Source organism: Actinoplanes sp. NPDC049316, from assembly GCF_040677315.1.
Classification (GTDB): Bacteria; Actinomycetota; Actinomycetes; order Mycobacteriales; family Micromonosporaceae; genus Actinoplanes.
Genome location: NZ_JBFAQM010000002.1, coordinates 126,395 through 142,601, shown reverse-complemented (window position 1 = coordinate 142,601; position 16,207 = coordinate 126,395). Strand labels below are relative to the sequence as shown.

General features: G+C 71.8%; 14 protein-coding genes. 10 read left to right on the top strand and 4 right to left on the bottom strand.

The genetic code is table 11. The annotated features are described in order from the left end of the window. Positions 1-40: 40 nt before the first annotated feature. The 4 genes from AB0K03_RS03195 to AB0K03_RS03180 all read left to right on the top strand — a co-directional run bounded on the left by AB0K03_RS03195 (position 41) and on the right by AB0K03_RS03180 (position 3,270). On the top strand, positions 41-421 hold the full coding sequence (locus AB0K03_RS03195) for a PadR family transcriptional regulator (protein ID WP_364679736.1): 381 nt from the start codon (positions 41-43) through the stop codon (positions 419-421). After that, complete coding sequence (locus tag AB0K03_RS03190; protein ID WP_364679733.1) at positions 418-1,311, top strand: permease prefix domain 1-containing protein; 894 nt, start codon at positions 418-420, stop codon at positions 1,309-1,311. The genes AB0K03_RS03195 and AB0K03_RS03190 overlap by 4 nt, the downstream gene beginning before the upstream one ends. Positions 1,312-1,492: 181 nt before the next feature. Further along, on the top strand, positions 1,493-2,497 hold the full coding sequence (locus AB0K03_RS03185; protein ID WP_364679730.1) for an ATP-binding cassette domain-containing protein: 1,005 nt from the start codon (positions 1,493-1,495) through the stop codon (positions 2,495-2,497). Then, the gene (locus AB0K03_RS03180; protein ID WP_364679727.1) at positions 2,494-3,270 is read left to right on the top strand and encodes an ABC transporter permease; all 777 of its coding nucleotides are present in this window, start codon (positions 2,494-2,496) and stop codon (positions 3,268-3,270) included. Before AB0K03_RS03185 ends, AB0K03_RS03180 begins: the two co-directional genes overlap by 4 nt. Here the strand turns inward: AB0K03_RS03180 and AB0K03_RS03175 are convergent. Both AB0K03_RS03175 and AB0K03_RS03170 read right to left on the bottom strand, forming a co-directional pair. Beyond that, on the bottom strand, positions 3,243-4,916 hold the full coding sequence (locus AB0K03_RS03175) for a SulP family inorganic anion transporter (RefSeq protein WP_364679725.1): 1,674 nt from the start codon (positions 4,914-4,916) through the stop codon (positions 3,243-3,245). The two genes, AB0K03_RS03180 and AB0K03_RS03175, sit on opposite strands and share 28 nt — an antisense overlap. Then, entirely contained in the window at positions 4,913-5,251 is a 339-nt protein-coding gene (locus AB0K03_RS03170) for a metalloregulator ArsR/SmtB family transcription factor (protein ID WP_364679723.1), read from the bottom strand. The genes AB0K03_RS03175 and AB0K03_RS03170 overlap by 4 nt, the downstream gene beginning before the upstream one ends. Positions 5,252-5,493: 242 nt before the next feature. On the opposite strand from AB0K03_RS03170, the gene AB0K03_RS03165 reads away from it, so the two are divergent. Further along, positions 5,494-6,777 (top strand): multidrug effflux MFS transporter, encoded by a 1,284-nt coding sequence (locus AB0K03_RS03165; protein ID WP_364679721.1) that lies wholly within the window; start codon positions 5,494-5,496, stop codon positions 6,775-6,777. Between the two features lie 50 nt (positions 6,778-6,827). Here AB0K03_RS03165 and AB0K03_RS03160 read toward each other — a convergent pair whose 3' ends face one another. Beyond that, entirely contained in the window at positions 6,828-8,459 is a 1,632-nt protein-coding gene (locus AB0K03_RS03160; protein WP_364679719.1) for a beta-1,3-glucanase family protein, read from the bottom strand. A gap of 177 nt (positions 8,460-8,636) precedes the next feature. Beyond that, entirely contained in the window at positions 8,637-10,184 is a 1,548-nt protein-coding gene (locus AB0K03_RS03155) for a ricin-type beta-trefoil lectin domain protein (RefSeq protein ID WP_364679716.1), read from the bottom strand. Positions 10,185-10,447: 263 nt separating this feature from the next. Between AB0K03_RS03155 and AB0K03_RS03150 the strand changes: the two genes are divergently transcribed. The 5 genes from AB0K03_RS03150 (at position 10,448) to AB0K03_RS03130 (ending at position 15,918) form a co-directional block, all read left to right on the top strand. After that, positions 10,448-11,179 carry a 50S ribosomal protein L11 methyltransferase gene (locus AB0K03_RS03150; protein WP_364679715.1) on the top strand — a complete coding sequence of 244 codons (732 nt, stop codon included), beginning with the start codon at positions 10,448-10,450 and terminating at the stop codon, positions 11,177-11,179. Positions 11,180-11,282: 103 nt separating this feature from the next. Next, the gene (locus AB0K03_RS03145) at positions 11,283-12,488 is read left to right on the top strand and encodes an NAD(+)/NADH kinase (protein ID WP_364679713.1); all 1,206 of its coding nucleotides are present in this window, start codon (positions 11,283-11,285) and stop codon (positions 12,486-12,488) included. Further along, the gene (locus AB0K03_RS03140) at positions 12,485-12,778 is read left to right on the top strand and encodes a UBP-type zinc finger domain-containing protein (protein WP_364679710.1); all 294 of its coding nucleotides are present in this window, start codon (positions 12,485-12,487) and stop codon (positions 12,776-12,778) included. The genes AB0K03_RS03145 and AB0K03_RS03140 overlap by 4 nt, the downstream gene beginning before the upstream one ends. A 14-nt stretch (positions 12,779-12,792) precedes the next feature. Further along, on the top strand, positions 12,793-14,451 hold the full coding sequence (locus AB0K03_RS03135) for an FAD-dependent oxidoreductase (RefSeq protein WP_364679707.1): 1,659 nt from the start codon (positions 12,793-12,795) through the stop codon (positions 14,449-14,451). Then, complete coding sequence (locus AB0K03_RS03130; protein WP_364679705.1) at positions 14,452-15,918, top strand: ATP-binding protein; 1,467 nt, start codon at positions 14,452-14,454, stop codon at positions 15,916-15,918. It begins immediately after the preceding gene. Positions 15,919-16,207 lie beyond the last annotated feature (289 nt).

Here is a 16,207-nt window from a genome sequence, read left to right as displayed (position 1 = left end):
GTATGTCAGCCCCAGTACTTGATCTGATACAGTATTCGACATGGTTGACAACTCGCGGGACGTCCTCGCCGCGGACCTGCTGCGGGGGCACACCGACACGATCGTGCTGGGCGTGCTGCGCCGCGAGGACCGGTACGGCTTCGAGATCTTCAAGCGGATCCGGGACGCCACCGGAGGGCGGCACGAGATCAAGGAGGCGACCCTCTACGCGGCGTACCGCCGGCTCATGAAGGACGGGCTCATCGAGGCGTACTGGGGTGACGAGAGCCAGGGCGGCCGGCGCAAGTACTACCGCATCACCGACGCCGGCCGTGCCGTCTACCGCCGCAACGCCGCGGCCTGGGTGGCGACCCGGGACGTCATCGACACCCTGCTCGACATCGACGGCTCCCCCGACACGACGCAAAGGCGGTCATCGTGACCCTGTCAGACGAGACCCCGGGCGGGGCCGGCATGCACGTGCACCGCCTGCTCGACGAGGCGTTCGCCGGCGTCGAGATGGGACCCGACCAGCAGGACCTCAAGGAGGAGATGCGCGGCAACCTCGTCGCCCGCGTCACCGAGCTGACCGCGACCGGCATGGCCGAGCCGGCCGCCGCCCGCCGGGCGCTCGACGAGCTCGGCGACGTCCGGGCGATCCTCGACGCGACCGAGTCCCGGCCCGGCCCGGGCGAAGCGGCCTGGCAGCCGCCACGGGTCCGCCCGAACCCGGCGTTCGCGGTCCGCACCGTGGTGCTGTCGGCGGTGGCCGCCACGGGCCTGCTCGTGCTGGTCCTGGCGGCCACGGTCGTCGACGTGCCGCTCGCCGCCCAGATCGTCGCCGTGGCGTTCGTCGCCCTGGCGGCCGGTGCGATCACTGCCGACGCGCTGCGCCAGGAGACGACCACCAATCACCCGGTGCCGCCGGCCCGCGCCGCCGGGTACGGCACCGCGACGCTGCTCGCCACGACGGGTCTCGGCGCCGCCTGGCTGTACCTGCGCGACGCCGGCCTGCCCTGGCTCGTCGCCGGTGCACTCCTGGTGGTGGCGTCGGCCGTGCTCTTCACGTACCTGGGCGCCACCCAGACCAACCGGCACAAGGCGTGGGTGCTCCGGCAGCAGGCGCCGTACGGCTCCGACCGCTTCACCGAGGACCCGGCGGCCGCCGCGCGCTTCGGCATCTACACCGTCACGGTCTGGCTCGTGGCCGCGGCCGCCTTCGTGGCATTGACGCTCACGGCCGGCTGGGAGTGGTCCTGGCTCGCGGTGGTCGGCGGCTTCGTGGCCATGACCGTCCTGATCGCTCGCATGCTCTTCGCGCCCAAGGCCTGAAGCGCCGTGGCCGCGGTGCGCCAACACCGCGGCCACGGCAGAACACACCGGAGTCGCCGGCCGGTCGGCCGGGTTCTGCCGTGCGTGCCGCAAGCGAACGGTAGCCCACCACGCCCTCCCGCCGTCGACTCCTTCCACCGACCGGTCGGCACCCGCCGTCCGGTGAGTCGAAGGAGCAACCATGTCCGTCGCAGACCGCGCCATCGAGGCGGTCGATCTCGTCAAGACGTACGGGAAAGGAAAGCGGGAGGTGCACGCCCTCGCCGGCGTCACCTTCTCGGTCCGCCCCGGGATCGTCTTCGCGCTGCTGGGGCCGAACGGCGCCGGCAAGTCCACCACCGTCAAGATCCTCACCACCCTGTCGGCGCCCGACTCGGGCCGGGCCGCAGTCGCCGGCATCGACGTCCGGCGCGACCCCGGGCAGATCCGGCGCCTCATCGGGTACGTGTCCCAGAAGCCGACGTTCGACCCGGTGGCGACCGGGCGGGAGAACCTCGTGCTGCAGGGCCGCATCCACGGCGCCTCCGCTGCCCAGGCGCGGGCCCGGGCCGCGGAACTGCTGGACCGCTTCGACCTGACGGCGGCCGCGGGCCGTACGGCCGGCACCTGGTCCGGCGGCATGCAGCGCAAGCTCGACGTGGCCATGGGCCTCATGCACCGGCCGCGCGTGCTCTTCCTCGACGAGCCGACCACCGGGCTGGACCCGGAGGCGCGGATGGGCATGTGGGCGGAGATCGCCCGCCTGGCCCGCGAGGACGGCCTCACCGTGCTGCTCACCACGCACTACCTGGACGAGGCGGACCACCTCGCGGCCCGGCTCGCCATCATCGACGCCGGCCGGGTCGTCGCGTCGGGCACCCCGGACGAGCTGAAGAGCGCGCTCGGCGGTGAGACCGTACGCGTCGGCCTGGCCGCGGCGCCGCAGGCCGAGCAGGCGCGACACGTGATCGAGCGGCTCCCGGGCATCGCCGCCGTGGAGTCCGAGGGCACGGTGGTCAACGCCCGCGTCGCCGACGGGGCCGCCGCGCTCCCGGGGCTCCTGGCCGCCCTCGACGCGGCCATGGTGGAGCTCACCACGGTCAGCGTGGCCCGCCCGTCGCTGGACGACGTCTATCTGCATCACGCCGGCCGCACCTTCGCGTCGGCCTCGCTCTCGCCGGCTTCGCTCGAGGGGGTGGCCCGGTGACCACCGCGCTGACCCACACCGGGCTGCTCTCGCTGCGGTCCCTGCGTACCCTGTCCCGCCAGCCGGCGTATCTGCTCTTCACGCTGGTCCAGCCGATGGTGTGGCTGCTCCTGTTCGGTCAGCTGTTCCGGCGCATCGCCGAGCTGCCCGGCTTCGCCGGCAGCTCCTACCTGGCCTACCTGACCCCGGGCGTGGTGGTCATGACCGCCATGATGACCGCGGGCTGGAGCGGCACGTCGATCATCCAGGACATGGACCGCGGCGTCATGGACCGCACGCTCACCTCGCCGGTACGCCGCGGCGCCCTCGTCACCGCCTCCCTCACCCACCAGGCGACCGTGACGATCGTCCAGTCGCTCATCATGGTCGGCGTCGGCCTGCTCGCCGGCGCCCGCTACGCCGGTGGCGTGCCGGGCATGCTCACCCTCCTGGTCTCGGCGATCCTGGTGGGCGTGGTCTTCGCCGCGTTCTCCGACGCGGTCGCGCTGCTCGTGCACCAGCAGGAGGCGCTGATCGCGGTGGCGCAGTTCCTCGTGCTGCCGCTGACCTTCCTGTCATCCGTCATGATCGCGCCGGCGCTGATGCCGGCCTGGGTCGCCCGGGTGGCCCGGTACAACCCGGTGGACTGGGCGGCGGTCGCGGCCCGCGAGGCGCTGCGGGAGACGCCGGACTGGGGGTTGGTGAGCGGCCGGATCGGGCTCCTGCTGGCCCTCGCGGCGGTGATGGCGTGGCTGTCCGCCCGGGCCTACCGGGTGTACCAGCGTTCGATCTGATCCGCGGTGCCGGGCCGCAGCAGCTCGCGGGCCCGCGCGATCGCGGCGGGGGTGTCCGGGCACAGCAGACCGTCCCGCTCGAGGTCGGCGGTGATCCCCAGCGCGGTGAGCGCCTGGCGGTGCGCGGGATCGATGCCGGACAGCAGGACGATGATCCCGCGGTGCCGCAGCCGGGTGATGGCGTCGCCGAGAATGTGCGCCCCGGTGGCGTCGATGGTGGACACCCGTGACATCCGCAGGACGACGGCGCGCACGTCGGCGACCTCGGTGAGCTCGAGCAGGAAGTCGTGCGCGGCGGCGAAGAACAACGGGCCGTCCAGCCGGTAGGCGACGATGTGCTCCCGGAGCAGGGCGTGCTCCTCGGCGCTGTGGTCGGCGTCGTCGATCGGCACCTGCTTGATGCCGGCGGTGCGAGCGATGGCCCGCAGCGCCAGCACCACGGCGACGCCGAGCCCGACGGCGACGGCGGTCACCAGGTCGAAGACGACGGTGACGGTGAACGTGAGGACGAGGACGGCCGCATCGCGGTGGGTGGCGCGGACCAGCGCCAGCAGCGATGCGGTCTCCACCATCCGTACGGTCGTGGCCAACAGCACGCCGGCCAGCGCGGCGAGCGGAATCCGCGACACCAGCGGCGCGGCCGCCAGCACGATGACGGCCAGCGCCACCGCGTGCGTCAACGCGGCCAGCTTCGACTGCGCGCCGGCGCGCACGTTGACGGCCGTACGCGCGATCGCCGCGGTGGCCGGGACGCCGCCCAGAATCGGCGCGGCGAGGTTCGCCAGTCCCTGCCCGAACAGCTCCCGGTCGGGGTGATGCCGCTGGCTGACGCTCATGGCGTCGGCGACGGTGGCGGACAGCAGGCTCTCCAACGCCGCCAGCGCGGCCACGGCGAGCGCGGCAGGTAGCAGATCACCCACCGCCGACCATTGCAGAAAACCGAACGAGGGCGCGGGCACCCCGCTCGGCAAGGCCCCGATCCGCGCCAGAGGCACGGGCAGGACCTCCGCCAGCACGGTCGCCGCGGCCACGGCCAGCAGCGAGAACGGTACGGCGGGCCGCCACCGCGCCCCGAGCAGCATGAGGGCGGCCACCCCCGCCGCCACCAGCACCGGCGCGGGATGCGGCTGGGCGACGAAGCGCAGCACGGCGTCGGCGGCCACCGCCCAGACCTTCTCGCCCTCGGCGTCGTCCACGCCCAGCATCGCGGGAACCTGCTGCAGGGCGATCACGACCGCGATGCCGGCCGTGAAGCCCTCGATCACCGGCGTGGGCAGATACCGCACGTAACGGCCCAGCCCCGCGACGGCGAGCGCGATCAGGATGAGGCCGGCCATGACGCCGACCATCAGCACCCCGTCGCCGCCGAACTCGTGCACGATCGGCAACAGCACGACGGTCATGGCCCCGGTCGGCCCGGAGACCTGGAGATTCGACCCCCCGAACACCGCCGCGACGGCGCCGGCCACGACGGCGGTGACCAGCCCGGCCTGAGCGCCCAGCCCGGACGCCACCCCGAACGCCAGCGCGAGCGGCAGGGCCACGACCGCGACGGTCAGGCCGGCCACGAGGTCGCGGCGGGGATGCCGGCGGGCCGCGGCCCAGTCGCTGCGCTGCGGAAGCAGGTCCGCGAGGCGGCCGGTCACGACTGCTGCCGCTCGGCGTCGATCTGGACGAGCAGCTCGTCGCGGTCGGTGAGCACCGCGGAGAGGATGCGCCGGCCGGCCGCCAGCAGGTCGGCGACGGCCGGCGTGCTCAGCGTGTAGACGACCGAGGAGCCGGTGCGCGCCGAGGACACCAGGCCGGCCCGGCGGAGCACGCCGAGCTGCTGGGACAGGTTCGACGGCTCGACGTCGATGTCGGCCAGGAGGTCGCGTACGGGCCGGGGGCCGGCCTGGAGCAGCTCGAGGACGCGGATGCGCACCGGATGGCCCAGCGTGCGGAAGAGCTCGGCTTTGGCTTGGTACAGCGGGACACCCATGACACGCACCCGTCGACATTCCGACTTCATCACTTGAAGAATTCTTCAAGTCGCGGTGAGCGTACCGGCTCCGGCGCGGCGCCGAACACGCAGAGTGGGATAGTTCTCAGCCGGGCGGGGCCTGCCAGGCGGGAGCGCAAGCGGAATATCAGCAGCTAGGAGCCATCGCGCGGGCTCTGTGATCGTTGTTACCAAGGCCGCCCAAGCGGAAGAACCCACGTCCCCGGCGACTTGCCGCAGATGTGGCCCCGACTCGTACTCTGACCCCGCCCGACACCGATCTCTCGCCAGGAGAGCTGCTCCCATCCGGGCGGCGCTTCCGGATTGTTCTCGTGCTCGGCTTCCTCACCGCGCTGGGCCCGCTCACCATCGACATGTACCTGCCGGCCCTGCCGACCATCACCGACGACCTCGGCGCGACTGCGGCCGCGGTCCAGCTCACGCTGACGGGCACGCTGGTCGGTCTGGCTCTCGGGCAGTTGCTGGTCGGCCCGCTGTCCGACGCGGTGGGGCGCAGGACGCCGCTGCTGGCCGGCGTCGGCGTGCACCTGCTCGCCTCCGTTCTCTGCGTGATCGCGCCCGACCTGGCCGTCCTGGGCACTCTCCGGGTGCTGCAGGGCCTCGGCGCCGCCGCCGCGTCGGTGGTCGCGATGGCGATCGTGCGTGACCTGTTCAGCGGCTTCGCCGCGGCGCGCCTCTTCTCGCGGCTCATTCTCGTGGTCGGTGTCGCGCCGATCCTCGCTCCGACCATCGGCGGTCAGACCCTGGAGTTCACCTCGTGGCGCGGCGTCTTCGTCGTGCTCACCGTCGCCGCCGCCGGCATCATGGCCGCCAGCGCGATCGTGCTGCCCGAGACGCTGCCCACCGCCCGGCGCCGCAACGGCGGCGTCGTCGGCACGGTCCGCGACTACGGCCGGCTGCTCACCGACGGCGTGTACGTCGGACTCATCCTCGTCGCCGGTCTCGCGATGGCGGCGCTGTTCGCGTACGTGAGCGGCTCGTCGTACGTGCTGCAGGACGGTTTCGGGCTGAGCGAGCAGCAGTTCGCGTACGTCTTCGCCGGTGGGGCGGTCGGCCTGATCGGCGCCACCCAGCTGAACGTGCGTTTGCTGCAGCGCTGGACGCCCCAGCGGATCCTGAGCGGCTCGCTGCTGGCCGGTCTCGGCTTCGGCGCGGTGCTGCTCGTGCTGGCCGCCACCGGGACCGGTGGCCTGGTCGGCATCCTCATCCCGCTCTGGCTGGTCCTCGCGATGGTCGGCCTGGCCATGCCGAACGCCCCAGCTCTGGCCCTGTCACGGCACGGCGAGGCGGCGGGTACGGCAGCCGCCCTGCTCGGCGCGGTCCAGTTCGGCGTCGGCGCCCTGGCCGCACCGCTGGTCGGCGTCCTCGGCGTCGGTACGGTCGCCATGGCCGTCGTCGTCTTCGGCGGCATGCTCGCCGCCACGCTGGTCTGCTTTCTCGTGGTCCAGCCGCACCGGCTACCGGTCGAGGAGGCGGAGGAGATCGCTTTCGCCGCCGCCCATTAGCAACAGCGAAGGGCCGCCACGATCGTGGCGGCCCTTCGGAGAGGAAAGGGTCAGAACGGCGTCATGACGATGCCGGCCTGGCGTGGGTCGCCGCTGTGCACCAGCGACTCCTGGTTCTGCACGTCGTCGAAGGCGAAGGCGTACGCTTTACCGTCGGCCATCTGGTCGTGGATGACCCTGGCGTAGTGGTTGCTCGGCTCACCCTTGTAGAAGTCCGCCGCCGAGCCGCTCGGCTGGGTGTCGAGCGTGCCGAGCGTCGTGCGCTGCATGGCGGCGCACAGCGTCCGGGCGATCGGGCCCACCACCAGGTCGTTGGGCGCGCCGAGGGCGCCGTCGCAGCCCCACACGTTGGCCGTGGACGGCTTGGTGAACGAGGCCACGACCTTGCCGCTGCCGTCGGTGAAGTTCATGACGGTGCCGCTGGTGCGGCCGAAGAACTTCTTGTTCGGCTGGTCGCCGAACGGCACGACGGTCAAGGTCTTGCTCGTGTACGCGTTCCACGCCCGGTTGATGTACGGGTCCAGGTACGTGGCACTCATCAGTCCGGCGTCCGCGGCCTTGCCGGGGGCGAGTACGCGCAGCACCGTACCGTCGGAGCGGGTGTAGACGCTCTTGGCGAAGTCGGGCTGGGCCTTGATCGCGTTGATGACCTTCTGCCGGCCGCCCGCCTTGAGCTCACCGGTCTTGATCGTCGCGCCGTTTCCGCCCTGGACGCTGACCACGTGCGGGATCGCGAACATGTCGACCTGCGAGCTGTTGAGCCACAGGCCGGAGTCGTTGAGGGTGAACTCGCTCCAGTCGAAGAGGATGTCGCGGTTCGGGTCGCCGCCGGCCCACGGCGCGGGCTGGACCAGGCCGTCGGTGCTGAGCCGGAAGTCCAGCTTCTTGCCGAACGACATGTAGAGCCGGCCGGACAGGTTCTTCGGCATCTTGATGGTGGTGCTGGAGCCGTTGGCCGGGCCGGGGATCGACACGTCCGGCGCGGGCACCGGTACGGCCGCGCCGCCGGTCCACGCGGTGAAGGTGCCGCCCGCGTTGACGTAGCCCAGCTTGCCGGTGCTCAGGTTGACGCCGAGGACGTACAGGAAGACGGCGTCGGAGCGGCCCGTGTTGTTGGTGACCCTGACCGGCAGCAGGTTCGAGGCCGGCGGCGGGCTCGGGTTGTCCGCGGGCTTCGTCGTCGTGGGCGTCGTCGCCGGCGGCTTCGTGGTGGGCGCCGTGGTCGCCGGCGGCGGCACGGGCCGTAACGTCGGCGCGACCGTGGGGGCGGTCGTCGGTGCCTGCGCGCCGCCGCCGCTGCACGGCCGGCCGTTGAGCTTGCAGTTCAGCGGGTTGCCGCCGGAGCCGATGAAGCCGAACGTCACCTTGCCGTCGACCGGGACGTTGCCGTTCCAGGCCCGGTTGGTGAAGGTGCGGTGCTGGCCGCTGGCGGCCATGTCGGCCTCCCAGAAACTGCCGATCGAGGCGCCGGCCGGCAGGTCGAATTCGACCTTCCAGGACGTCATCGCCTTCGGGCCGCCGTTGGTGATGGTCACGCCGCCCTGCCAGCCGGAGCCCCAGTCGGACGTCTTCGAGAAGACCGCCGTGGTGGCCGCCGCGGACGCCGGCATGGCGATCCAGGCGGTGGCCCCGGCGGCCACCACGGCGGCTGTCGAGAGGATGAGTGTTCGCTTGCGGCGCATGGGGGGAGTGCCTCCGTCACGGGGATGTGAAGTCCCCGTAATTATCAGGAGTGTTTACCGTGCCGCCGGTTTTTTAAGACGATCATTAAAGGTTCCGTAAGGGATCGCGGACACGAAGGGTCGCCCGCCGGTCGCACATCGCGAAACCGGCGGGCGATAACACTTTTCCGCTGTGACCTATGCGCGGCGCCACTTCTGATTCGCGCCACCCACGCAGTCCCACAGGTGCAGGAGCGCGCCGTCGTTGCCGTTCCACTCCTTGATGTCGACGCACTTGTTCGCCTGCGGGTTGACGAGGTCACCCGCGGCCGAGAGGACGAACTGCTGCGCCGGGTTGCCGCTGCAGTTGACGATCTGGATTGCGGCGCCGTTCGCTGTGGAACCCCAGGCGACGTCCATGCACTTGTTGTTGGACGTCTGCAGCGTGCCGTTCACGAACGTCCACTTCTGCGCGGCGGTGCCGTTGCAGGTGTACATCTGCAGCTGCACGCCGTCGGAGAAGTTCGCGTTCGGTACATCGATGCACTTGTTGTTCCAGTTGCTGACCACCGAACTGGTGCTGGAGCCACCGCCGCTGGTGGTCAGTGAGAGGCCGTACACGCCGAGGATCTCGTTGACCGGCTGGAACCACATCGTGCCGCCGGAGGAGCAGTTGCCCGTGCCGCCGGAGGTGACGCCCTGGGCCTGGTTGCCCGAGATCCACGAGCCACCCGAGTCGCCCGGCTCGGCGCACGCGTTGCTGCGCGCCAGGCCGGAGACGGAGCCCTGGGCGTACACGATGGTCTCGTTGCGGCCGAGGATCGTGCCGCAGCGCCACCCGGTGGTACGCCCGGAACGGCACACCGAGCTGCCGACCGCGGCCTCCTGCGAGCCGGCGACGACAACGTTGCCACCGGAGTAGTTGTTGACCCACGGCTGCGGGGTCCAGTTGCCGTTCGTCCGGATCCACGAGTAGTCGTTGCCGGGGAACGAGGAGCCGGCGAAGGTGCCCTGGGAGACGTTGTTGTAGCCGAGCGTGGGGCTGTTCACGCCGCCGCAGTGACCGGCGCTGACGAAGCCGCCCGCGACCGCGAAGCCCACCGAGCACAGCGTGTTGCCGTTGATGACGTACTGGTCGCCGCCGCGGATGTCGTACATCGGCTTGGGCTGCTCGGCGGCGTCCACCACGGTGACCGGGCCGGCGCCGCTGTCCGCCGCGAACCGGCGCGCCTGTGCCGACGCGCCCGGCTTCGCCATGACCACGAGCGAGTTCGAGGCGACGTCGACGTACCAGCCGCGGATCGCCGTACCTCGGGCCTTCGCGGCGTTGCGGTCGAGCCGCGCGCGGGATGTCTCCAGGTCGGCCGCGCTGCGGCCGACGACCTTCGGCAGCGCGCCCTCCGTGCGCACCGCCGCGGCCTGCCGGGCGTCGGTGACCGCGACGGTGAGCCGGTCCGCACCTTCGGGGATCCAGGCGCCGGCGAAGGCCGCGCCCAGCTTCGCGCGCAGGCGCTTCTCCACGACCGGCGCCGCGGCCTCGGTGGCCAGCCGGGCGGCGATCTGGTCGTCGGTGAGCCGCAGGTCGCGGCGCATGGCGGCCACCATGCCCGGGGCCATGTCGAACCGGGGTGCCGCGGCGGGTGCGGCGGGTGCGGGTGTTGCCGCGGCGAGGCCTGGCGCCGGTAGGAGGCCGATGGCGGTGAGCGCTGCGGCGCCGAGGCCGAGCGCTTTCAGAGCACGGGACATGGGGGAAGTCCTTCGCTGATCTGGGGGAATCGTGGAAGGAGAGCGCTCTCTAGCATCGGAGTTTGTCGATAGTTAACAGCTCTGTCAAGAAAGTTGAGAGATTCCGGCCCCGGTCACGCGTGGTAGCGTTGCCAGGTCGCAGTTCCGACTTCGCATATTTGCCGGCGCCTGGTGGGTATCTGAAACCCTGCCGGGCGTTTGTCGTTTCCGTCCCGGTTGCCGCGGGGCCGGCCCGGCTCCTTGCCGTACGAGAATCGAGGCGTGTGAAGACCTACACAGGTGCTCCGTATCCGGCGGACACGCACAGCCCGCTCCAGCGGCGACTGCTGCGCAACGCCTCGTCCCCCGCGCGTGCCCCGCAGAGCGACGCGCTGCGTCTGCAGGCGCCCCCACTGGTGCCCGAGGTCCACCTGTTCCTCGCCGAGGACGCCGTCCTGCTGTGGGCGCGCCTCGAGGCCGAGGCCGGGCACCGCCTGCCCGCGCCGTTCTGGGCCACCGCCTGGGCCGGCGGGCAGGGCCTGGCCCGGTACGTCCTGGACAACCCGCACCTCGTGGCCGGGCGCCGGGTGCTCGACATGGCCTCCGGATCGGGGCTGGTCGCCATCGCCGCCGCGCAGGCCGGGGCCGCCGACGTGGTGGCGAACGACATCGACGCGTACGCGGTGGCCGCGATGCACGCCAACGCCAACGCCAACGGCGTGCCGATCCGGATCTCCGACGAGGACCTGACCGGCGGCGACGGCGGTGACGTCGATCTCGTGCTGGCCGGCGACTGCCTCTACAGCGGCGACATGGCCGCCCGCATGCTGCCGTTCCTCGGCCGGGCGATGCGCCGCGGCGCCACCGTGCTGCTCGGCGATCCCCAGCGGGGGTACGCGCCCGCCGGCCTGCTGCGGACGCTGGCCACTTATCCGCTCATCCAGCCGGGTGCCGTGGGAGATCAGCACGAATGGGTCAGCGTCATGACGCCGATCGCCGTCGAGCTGGCCTCGTAGCGCCCGACCCGCCCGTACGCGCCCTCGCAGTTGCCCGTCGAACGTGTCAGGCTGAACGCTGATCCGTCGGGGGACGGGTCCGCGAGAGCCGTGAGGTGTGTGCATGGGCATGGTCAAGGTCGTCGGGCTGGTCCTGCATCCCCGGCGGGACTGCGGCTCGGCCATCGAGGCGATCGTGAAGTGGGCCGCCTCCCGGGACGTGACGGTGCTCGGTCTGCACGACGAGATCACCCGGATCGACTGCGACGCCGTCGCGGTCTCCGCGGAGGAGATGGTCGAGCGGGCCGGGCTGCTGGTCAGCCTCGGCGGCGACGGCACCATGCTGCGCACCATGCGGCTGGTCGAGGGGCGTAAGACCCCGGTGCTCGGCGTCAACGTCGGCCGGCTCGGCTTCCTCGCCGAGGTGGACCTGCCCGATCTGGCCGGCGCGCTGTCATCGATCGACGAGCACAAGTTCACCGTCGAGTCGCGCACGGCGGTGCGCACGGTGCTGCCCGACGGCAAGGAAGTCTCCGCGTTCAACGACATCGCGCTGGTCCGGGTCCCCGGCGACGGGCTCGCCCACGTCGGCATCACCGTCGAGGGCAGCAACTTCGTCCGGTACGCGGCCGACGCCGTCATCGTCGCCACGCCCACCGGCTCGACGGCGTACAGCTTCTCGGCGGGCGGGCCCATCGTCTCGCCGAACGTGGAAGGCATCCTGGTCAGCGCGTCCGCCGCGCACTCGTCGTTCAACCGCTCGCTGATGCTCTCGCCCGACGAGCACCTCGAGCTGGAGGTGGCGGCGACCAGCGGCCGGCTCGCCATCGAGGTCGACGGCATCATCCAGGGCTACGCGGGCGCCGGCGACCACCTGCGGATCATCCCGGTGCCGGCCGCCGCGCAGGTCATCCGCTTCGGCCGCACCTCGTTCTACGAGCGGGCCCGGCGCAAGCTGCGGGTCGAGGGCAGCGCCCAGGTCGGCGGCGGCGACCCGTCGGACGCCGTGGTCGTGGACAGCTTCGAGCAGTCCCGCTACGAGGTGCTGCTCGGCGGCGAACTGGCCGGCGTGCTGCACTACCGGCGGCGCGGCGAGCGCGTGGAGCTGGCCCACACCGAGATCGACCAGGCCTTCGAGGGGCGCGGGCTCGCCGGCCGGCTCGCCGCGGGAGCCCTCGAGGACGCCCGCCGGCGCGCCACCCCCGTGCTGGTCACCTGCCCGTTCGTGGCCGGCTGGCTGGACCGCCACCCCGAGTACGCCGACGTGCTCGCCGCCCCACCCGAACCCCGCCTCGAGAACTCCATCGACACCGGAGGCACACCCTCATGACCGAGCCCGCCTGTACGCACCTCGACCAGGCGAACGACATCACGCCGTCCGGTCAGGGTTGCGTGGAGTGCCTGGCCGCCGGCGGCCGCTGGGTGCACCTGCGCGTCTGCATGACGTGCGGGCACGTCGGCTGCTGCGACTCCTCGCCCGGCAAACACGCGACCGCCCACTTCCACGCCGAGTCCCACCCGCTCGTGCAGTCGTACGAGCCGGGTGAGGACTGGTGGTGGTGCTACCAGGACGAGGTGGCCTTCAAGGTCGCCGACGCGCCCACCTTCACCTACGGCTGAGCGTAAGGACTTCCATGGGTCATCCCGCCATCCTGACCGTCGACGACGACCCCTCGGTCTCCCGGGCCATCGCGCGGGACCTGCGCCGTCGCTACGGCGAGAACCACCGGATCATCCGCGCGTCCTCGGCGACCGACGCGCTCGAGGCGCTCAAGGACATCAAGCTGCGCGGCGGGCGGGTCGCCGTCATTCTCGCCGACTACCGGATGCCGCAGATGAACGGCATCGAATTCCTGGAGCAGGCGATGGACCTGTTCCCGAACGCGCGGCGGGCGCTGCTGACCGCGTACGCCGACACCGACGCCGCGATCCAGGCGATCAACGTGGTGGACGTCGACCACTACCTGCTCAAGCCCTGGGACCCGCCGGAGGAGAAGCTCTACCCGGTCATCGACGCGCTCCTCGACGCGTGGCAGGCCACCGGCGACCGCGAGCTCGAGGACATCCGCGTCGTCGGGCACCGCTGGAGCGAGCCGTCGTACCAGATCCGTGACTTCCTGGCGCGCAACCTGGTGCCGTACAAGTGGCTCGGCGCCGACGAGCCGGAGGGCCGCCGCCTGCTGGAGGCCGCCGGGGTCGGCCCGGAGGCGATCCCGCTCGTGGTCACCGCCGACGGCCGGGCGCTGGCGCAGCCGAGCACCTCCGAGGTGGCCGAGGCGGCCGGGCTGTCCACCGCGCCCAACCGCGACTTCTACGACCTGATCATCGTCGGCGGCGGGCCGGCCGGGCTCGGCGCCGCCGTGTACGGCGCCTCCGAGGGCCTCAAGACGCTGCTCGTGGAGCGGCAGGCGGTCGGCGGGCAGGCCGGGCAGAGCTCCCGCATCGAGAACTACCTCGGCTTCCCCGACGGCATCTCGGGCGCCCAGCTCACCGATCGGGCCCGGCGGCAGGCGGGCAAGTTCGAGGCGGAGGTGCTCAACACCCGTGAGGTCACCGGGCTGCGGCTGGACGGCTCGGCCCGTACGCTCACCTTCGCCGACGGCGGGGAGGTGTCGGCGCACTCGGTGGTGCTGGCCACCGGGGTCGCGTACCGGCCGCTGGCCGCCGACGGCATCGCCGAGCTGACCGGCTCCGGCGTCTACTACGGGTCCGCGTCCACCGAGGGGCCGTCCTGCGCGGGCAGCGACGTCTACATCGTCGGCGGGGCGAACTCGGCCGGGCAGGCAGCGCTCTTCTTCTCCCGGTACGCCCGCTCGGTCACCCTGCTGGTCCGCGGCGACTCGCTCGAGGCGTCGATGTCGTACTACCTGATCCAGCAGCTCAACCGGATCGACAACGTCCGCGTCCGAACCCGCTGCGAGGTGGTCGGCGCGCAGGGCGACGGGCACCTGCAGGCGATCACGATCTGCGACGGCAAGAACGGCCTCACCACGACGGTCGAGTGCGGCTACCTGTTCGTGTTCATCGGCGCGGAGCCGCGTACGGACTGGCTCGGCAACGCGGTGGCCCGCGACGAGAAGGGCTTCGTCTACACCGGGCCGGACCTGTTGACGAACGGCACACGCCCGGCGGGATGGGACCGCGACCGCGATCCGTTCTACCTGGAGTGCAGTGTTCCCGGCATCTTCGCCGCCGGCGACGTCCGGGCCAACTCGGTCAAACGGGTGGCCTCGGCGGTCGGCGAGGGCGCGATGGCCGTCACGCTGGTCCATCGTTACCTGGAGGCACAGTAGATGAGCGACACCGAGGAAGTTCAGCTCCAGCCCTGTGAACCCGGCAAGCTGACGCTCGCCGAGCTCAAGACGCTGTTCCTGTTCGAGAAGCTGACCGACGAGCAGCTCACGTGGATCGCCGACCACGGCTGCACCATGCACGCCCCGGCGGGCTCGCTCGTCATCCGCGAGGGCGACCCCGCGGAGATCTTCCTGGTCCTGCTGAGCGGCACGATCGCGCTCACCCGGCGGGTCGGCCAGGACGACGTGCAGACCTCGCGTACGGAGCAGCGCGGCGTGTACATGGGGGCGACGCAGGCGTACATCCGCGACGAGGGCGTGCAGCGGACGTACATGGCGTCCATGCGGGCGCTGGACGACGCCGACTTCTTCGTGCTGTCCGCCGCCGACTTCGGCTGGATGATGCGCGAGTGGTTCCCCATGGCGATCCACCTGCTCGAGGGGCTCGCGCTGGGTATGCGCAGCACCCAGGCGGCGATCAGTGAGCGGCAGCGTCTCGTCGCGCTCGGCGCCCTGTCCGCGGGCCTGATGCACGAGCTCAACAACCCGGCCGCGGCGGCGTCGCGGGCCACCGGCGCGCTGCGCCAGCGGGTCGCCGGGATGCGCCACAAGCTGGGCATGCTCGCGGCCGGCAAGGTCGACCCGGACCGCCTCGACGCGCTCGTCGAGCTGCAGGAGGAGGTCATCGAGCGGGCCGCCAAGGCGCCCGAGCTGACCGCCATGCAGGCCGCCGACCGGGAGGACGAGCTCGGCGACTGGATGGAGCAGCGCAACGTCACCGGCGGGTGGGACCTCGCCCCGGTCTTCGCCCAGGGCGGCCTCGACGTCGCGTGCCTCGACGACATGGAGGCCAAGGTCGGCTCGCGCGAGCTGCTCGACCAGGCCATCCACTGGATCGGGTACGCGCTGGAGACCGAGCAGCTGATGAGCGACATCGAGGACGCCACCGGCCGGGTCTCCTCGCTGGTGTCGGCGGCCAAGCAGTATTCCCAGCTCGACCGCGCGGCCCACCAGTGGATCGACGTGCACACGGGCCTGGACAGCACGCTCGTCATGCTCGGCCACAAGATCGGCAAGGGCATCAAGGTCGTCAAGGAGTACGACCGCAGCCTGCCGCAGGTGCCGTCCCACCCCGCCGAGCTCAACCAGGTCTGGACCAACATCATCGACAACGCGGTCCAGGCGATGAACGGCGCGGGCACGCTCACGCTGCGCACGTACGGCGAGGACGGCCACGTCGTGGTCTCGATCGGCGACACCGGCCCCGGCGTCCCCGAGGAGCTGCGCAAGCGGGTCTTCGAGCCGTTCTTCACCACCAAGGCGGTGGGCGAGGGGACGGGGCTGGGCCTCGACATCTCGTACCGCATCGTGGTGAACGGCCACGGCGGCGACATCGTGCTGCAGTCCCGGCCGGGGGACACCCGGTTCCTGGTGAAGCTGCCGATCGCGGAGCCGTCCTCCCGCTGACCGGCTCCGGGCCGTCGTCCGGAGCCGGTGGAGCGGCCGTGCCGAACCACGAAGGGAGCGGGAGACGGCGGTTCCGGCTCGCGGGCCGGCCGGCACCCCGCCATGGTCGCCTACGTCGCGGCCATCGCCGCCGTCGTCATGTGGGGTCACCTCGACGGCGCTTCGTTCGGGCGTCGCTGCCCGTGCTGCCCATCCTGGGTGTGGTGCTCCGCCGCGTGGGCGCCGATGATCTCGCCGGGCGCGGGTCGGCGCGGCTCCGCTGCCGTGCCCGGCCGGGTCCCCGCACTGT

Bases quoted from the DNA above. Each gene is read 5' to 3' on its own strand.
- AB0K03_RS03195 (WP_364679736.1), top strand. From the start codon at position 41: ATGGTTGACAACTCGCGGGACGTCCTCGCCGCGGACCTGCTGCGGGGG.
- AB0K03_RS03185 (WP_364679730.1), top strand. From the start codon at position 1,493: ATGTCCGTCGCAGACCGCGCCATCGAGGCGGTCGATCTCGTCAAGACG.
- AB0K03_RS03170 (WP_364679723.1), bottom strand. From the start codon at position 5,251: ATGGGTGTCCCGCTGTACCAAGCCAAAGCCGAGCTCTTCCGCACGCTG.
- AB0K03_RS03160 (WP_364679719.1), bottom strand. From the start codon at position 8,459: ATGCGCCGCAAGCGAACACTCATCCTCTCGACAGCCGCCGTGGTGGCC.
- AB0K03_RS03155 (WP_364679716.1), bottom strand. From the start codon at position 10,184: ATGTCCCGTGCTCTGAAAGCGCTCGGCCTCGGCGCCGCAGCGCTCACC.
- AB0K03_RS03145 (WP_364679713.1), top strand. From the start codon at position 11,283: ATGGGCATGGTCAAGGTCGTCGGGCTGGTCCTGCATCCCCGGCGGGAC.
- AB0K03_RS03140 (WP_364679710.1), top strand. From the start codon at position 12,485: ATGACCGAGCCCGCCTGTACGCACCTCGACCAGGCGAACGACATCACG.
- AB0K03_RS03135 (WP_364679707.1), top strand. From the start codon at position 12,793: ATGGGTCATCCCGCCATCCTGACCGTCGACGACGACCCCTCGGTCTCC.
- AB0K03_RS03130 (WP_364679705.1), top strand. From the start codon at position 14,452: ATGAGCGACACCGAGGAAGTTCAGCTCCAGCCCTGTGAACCCGGCAAG.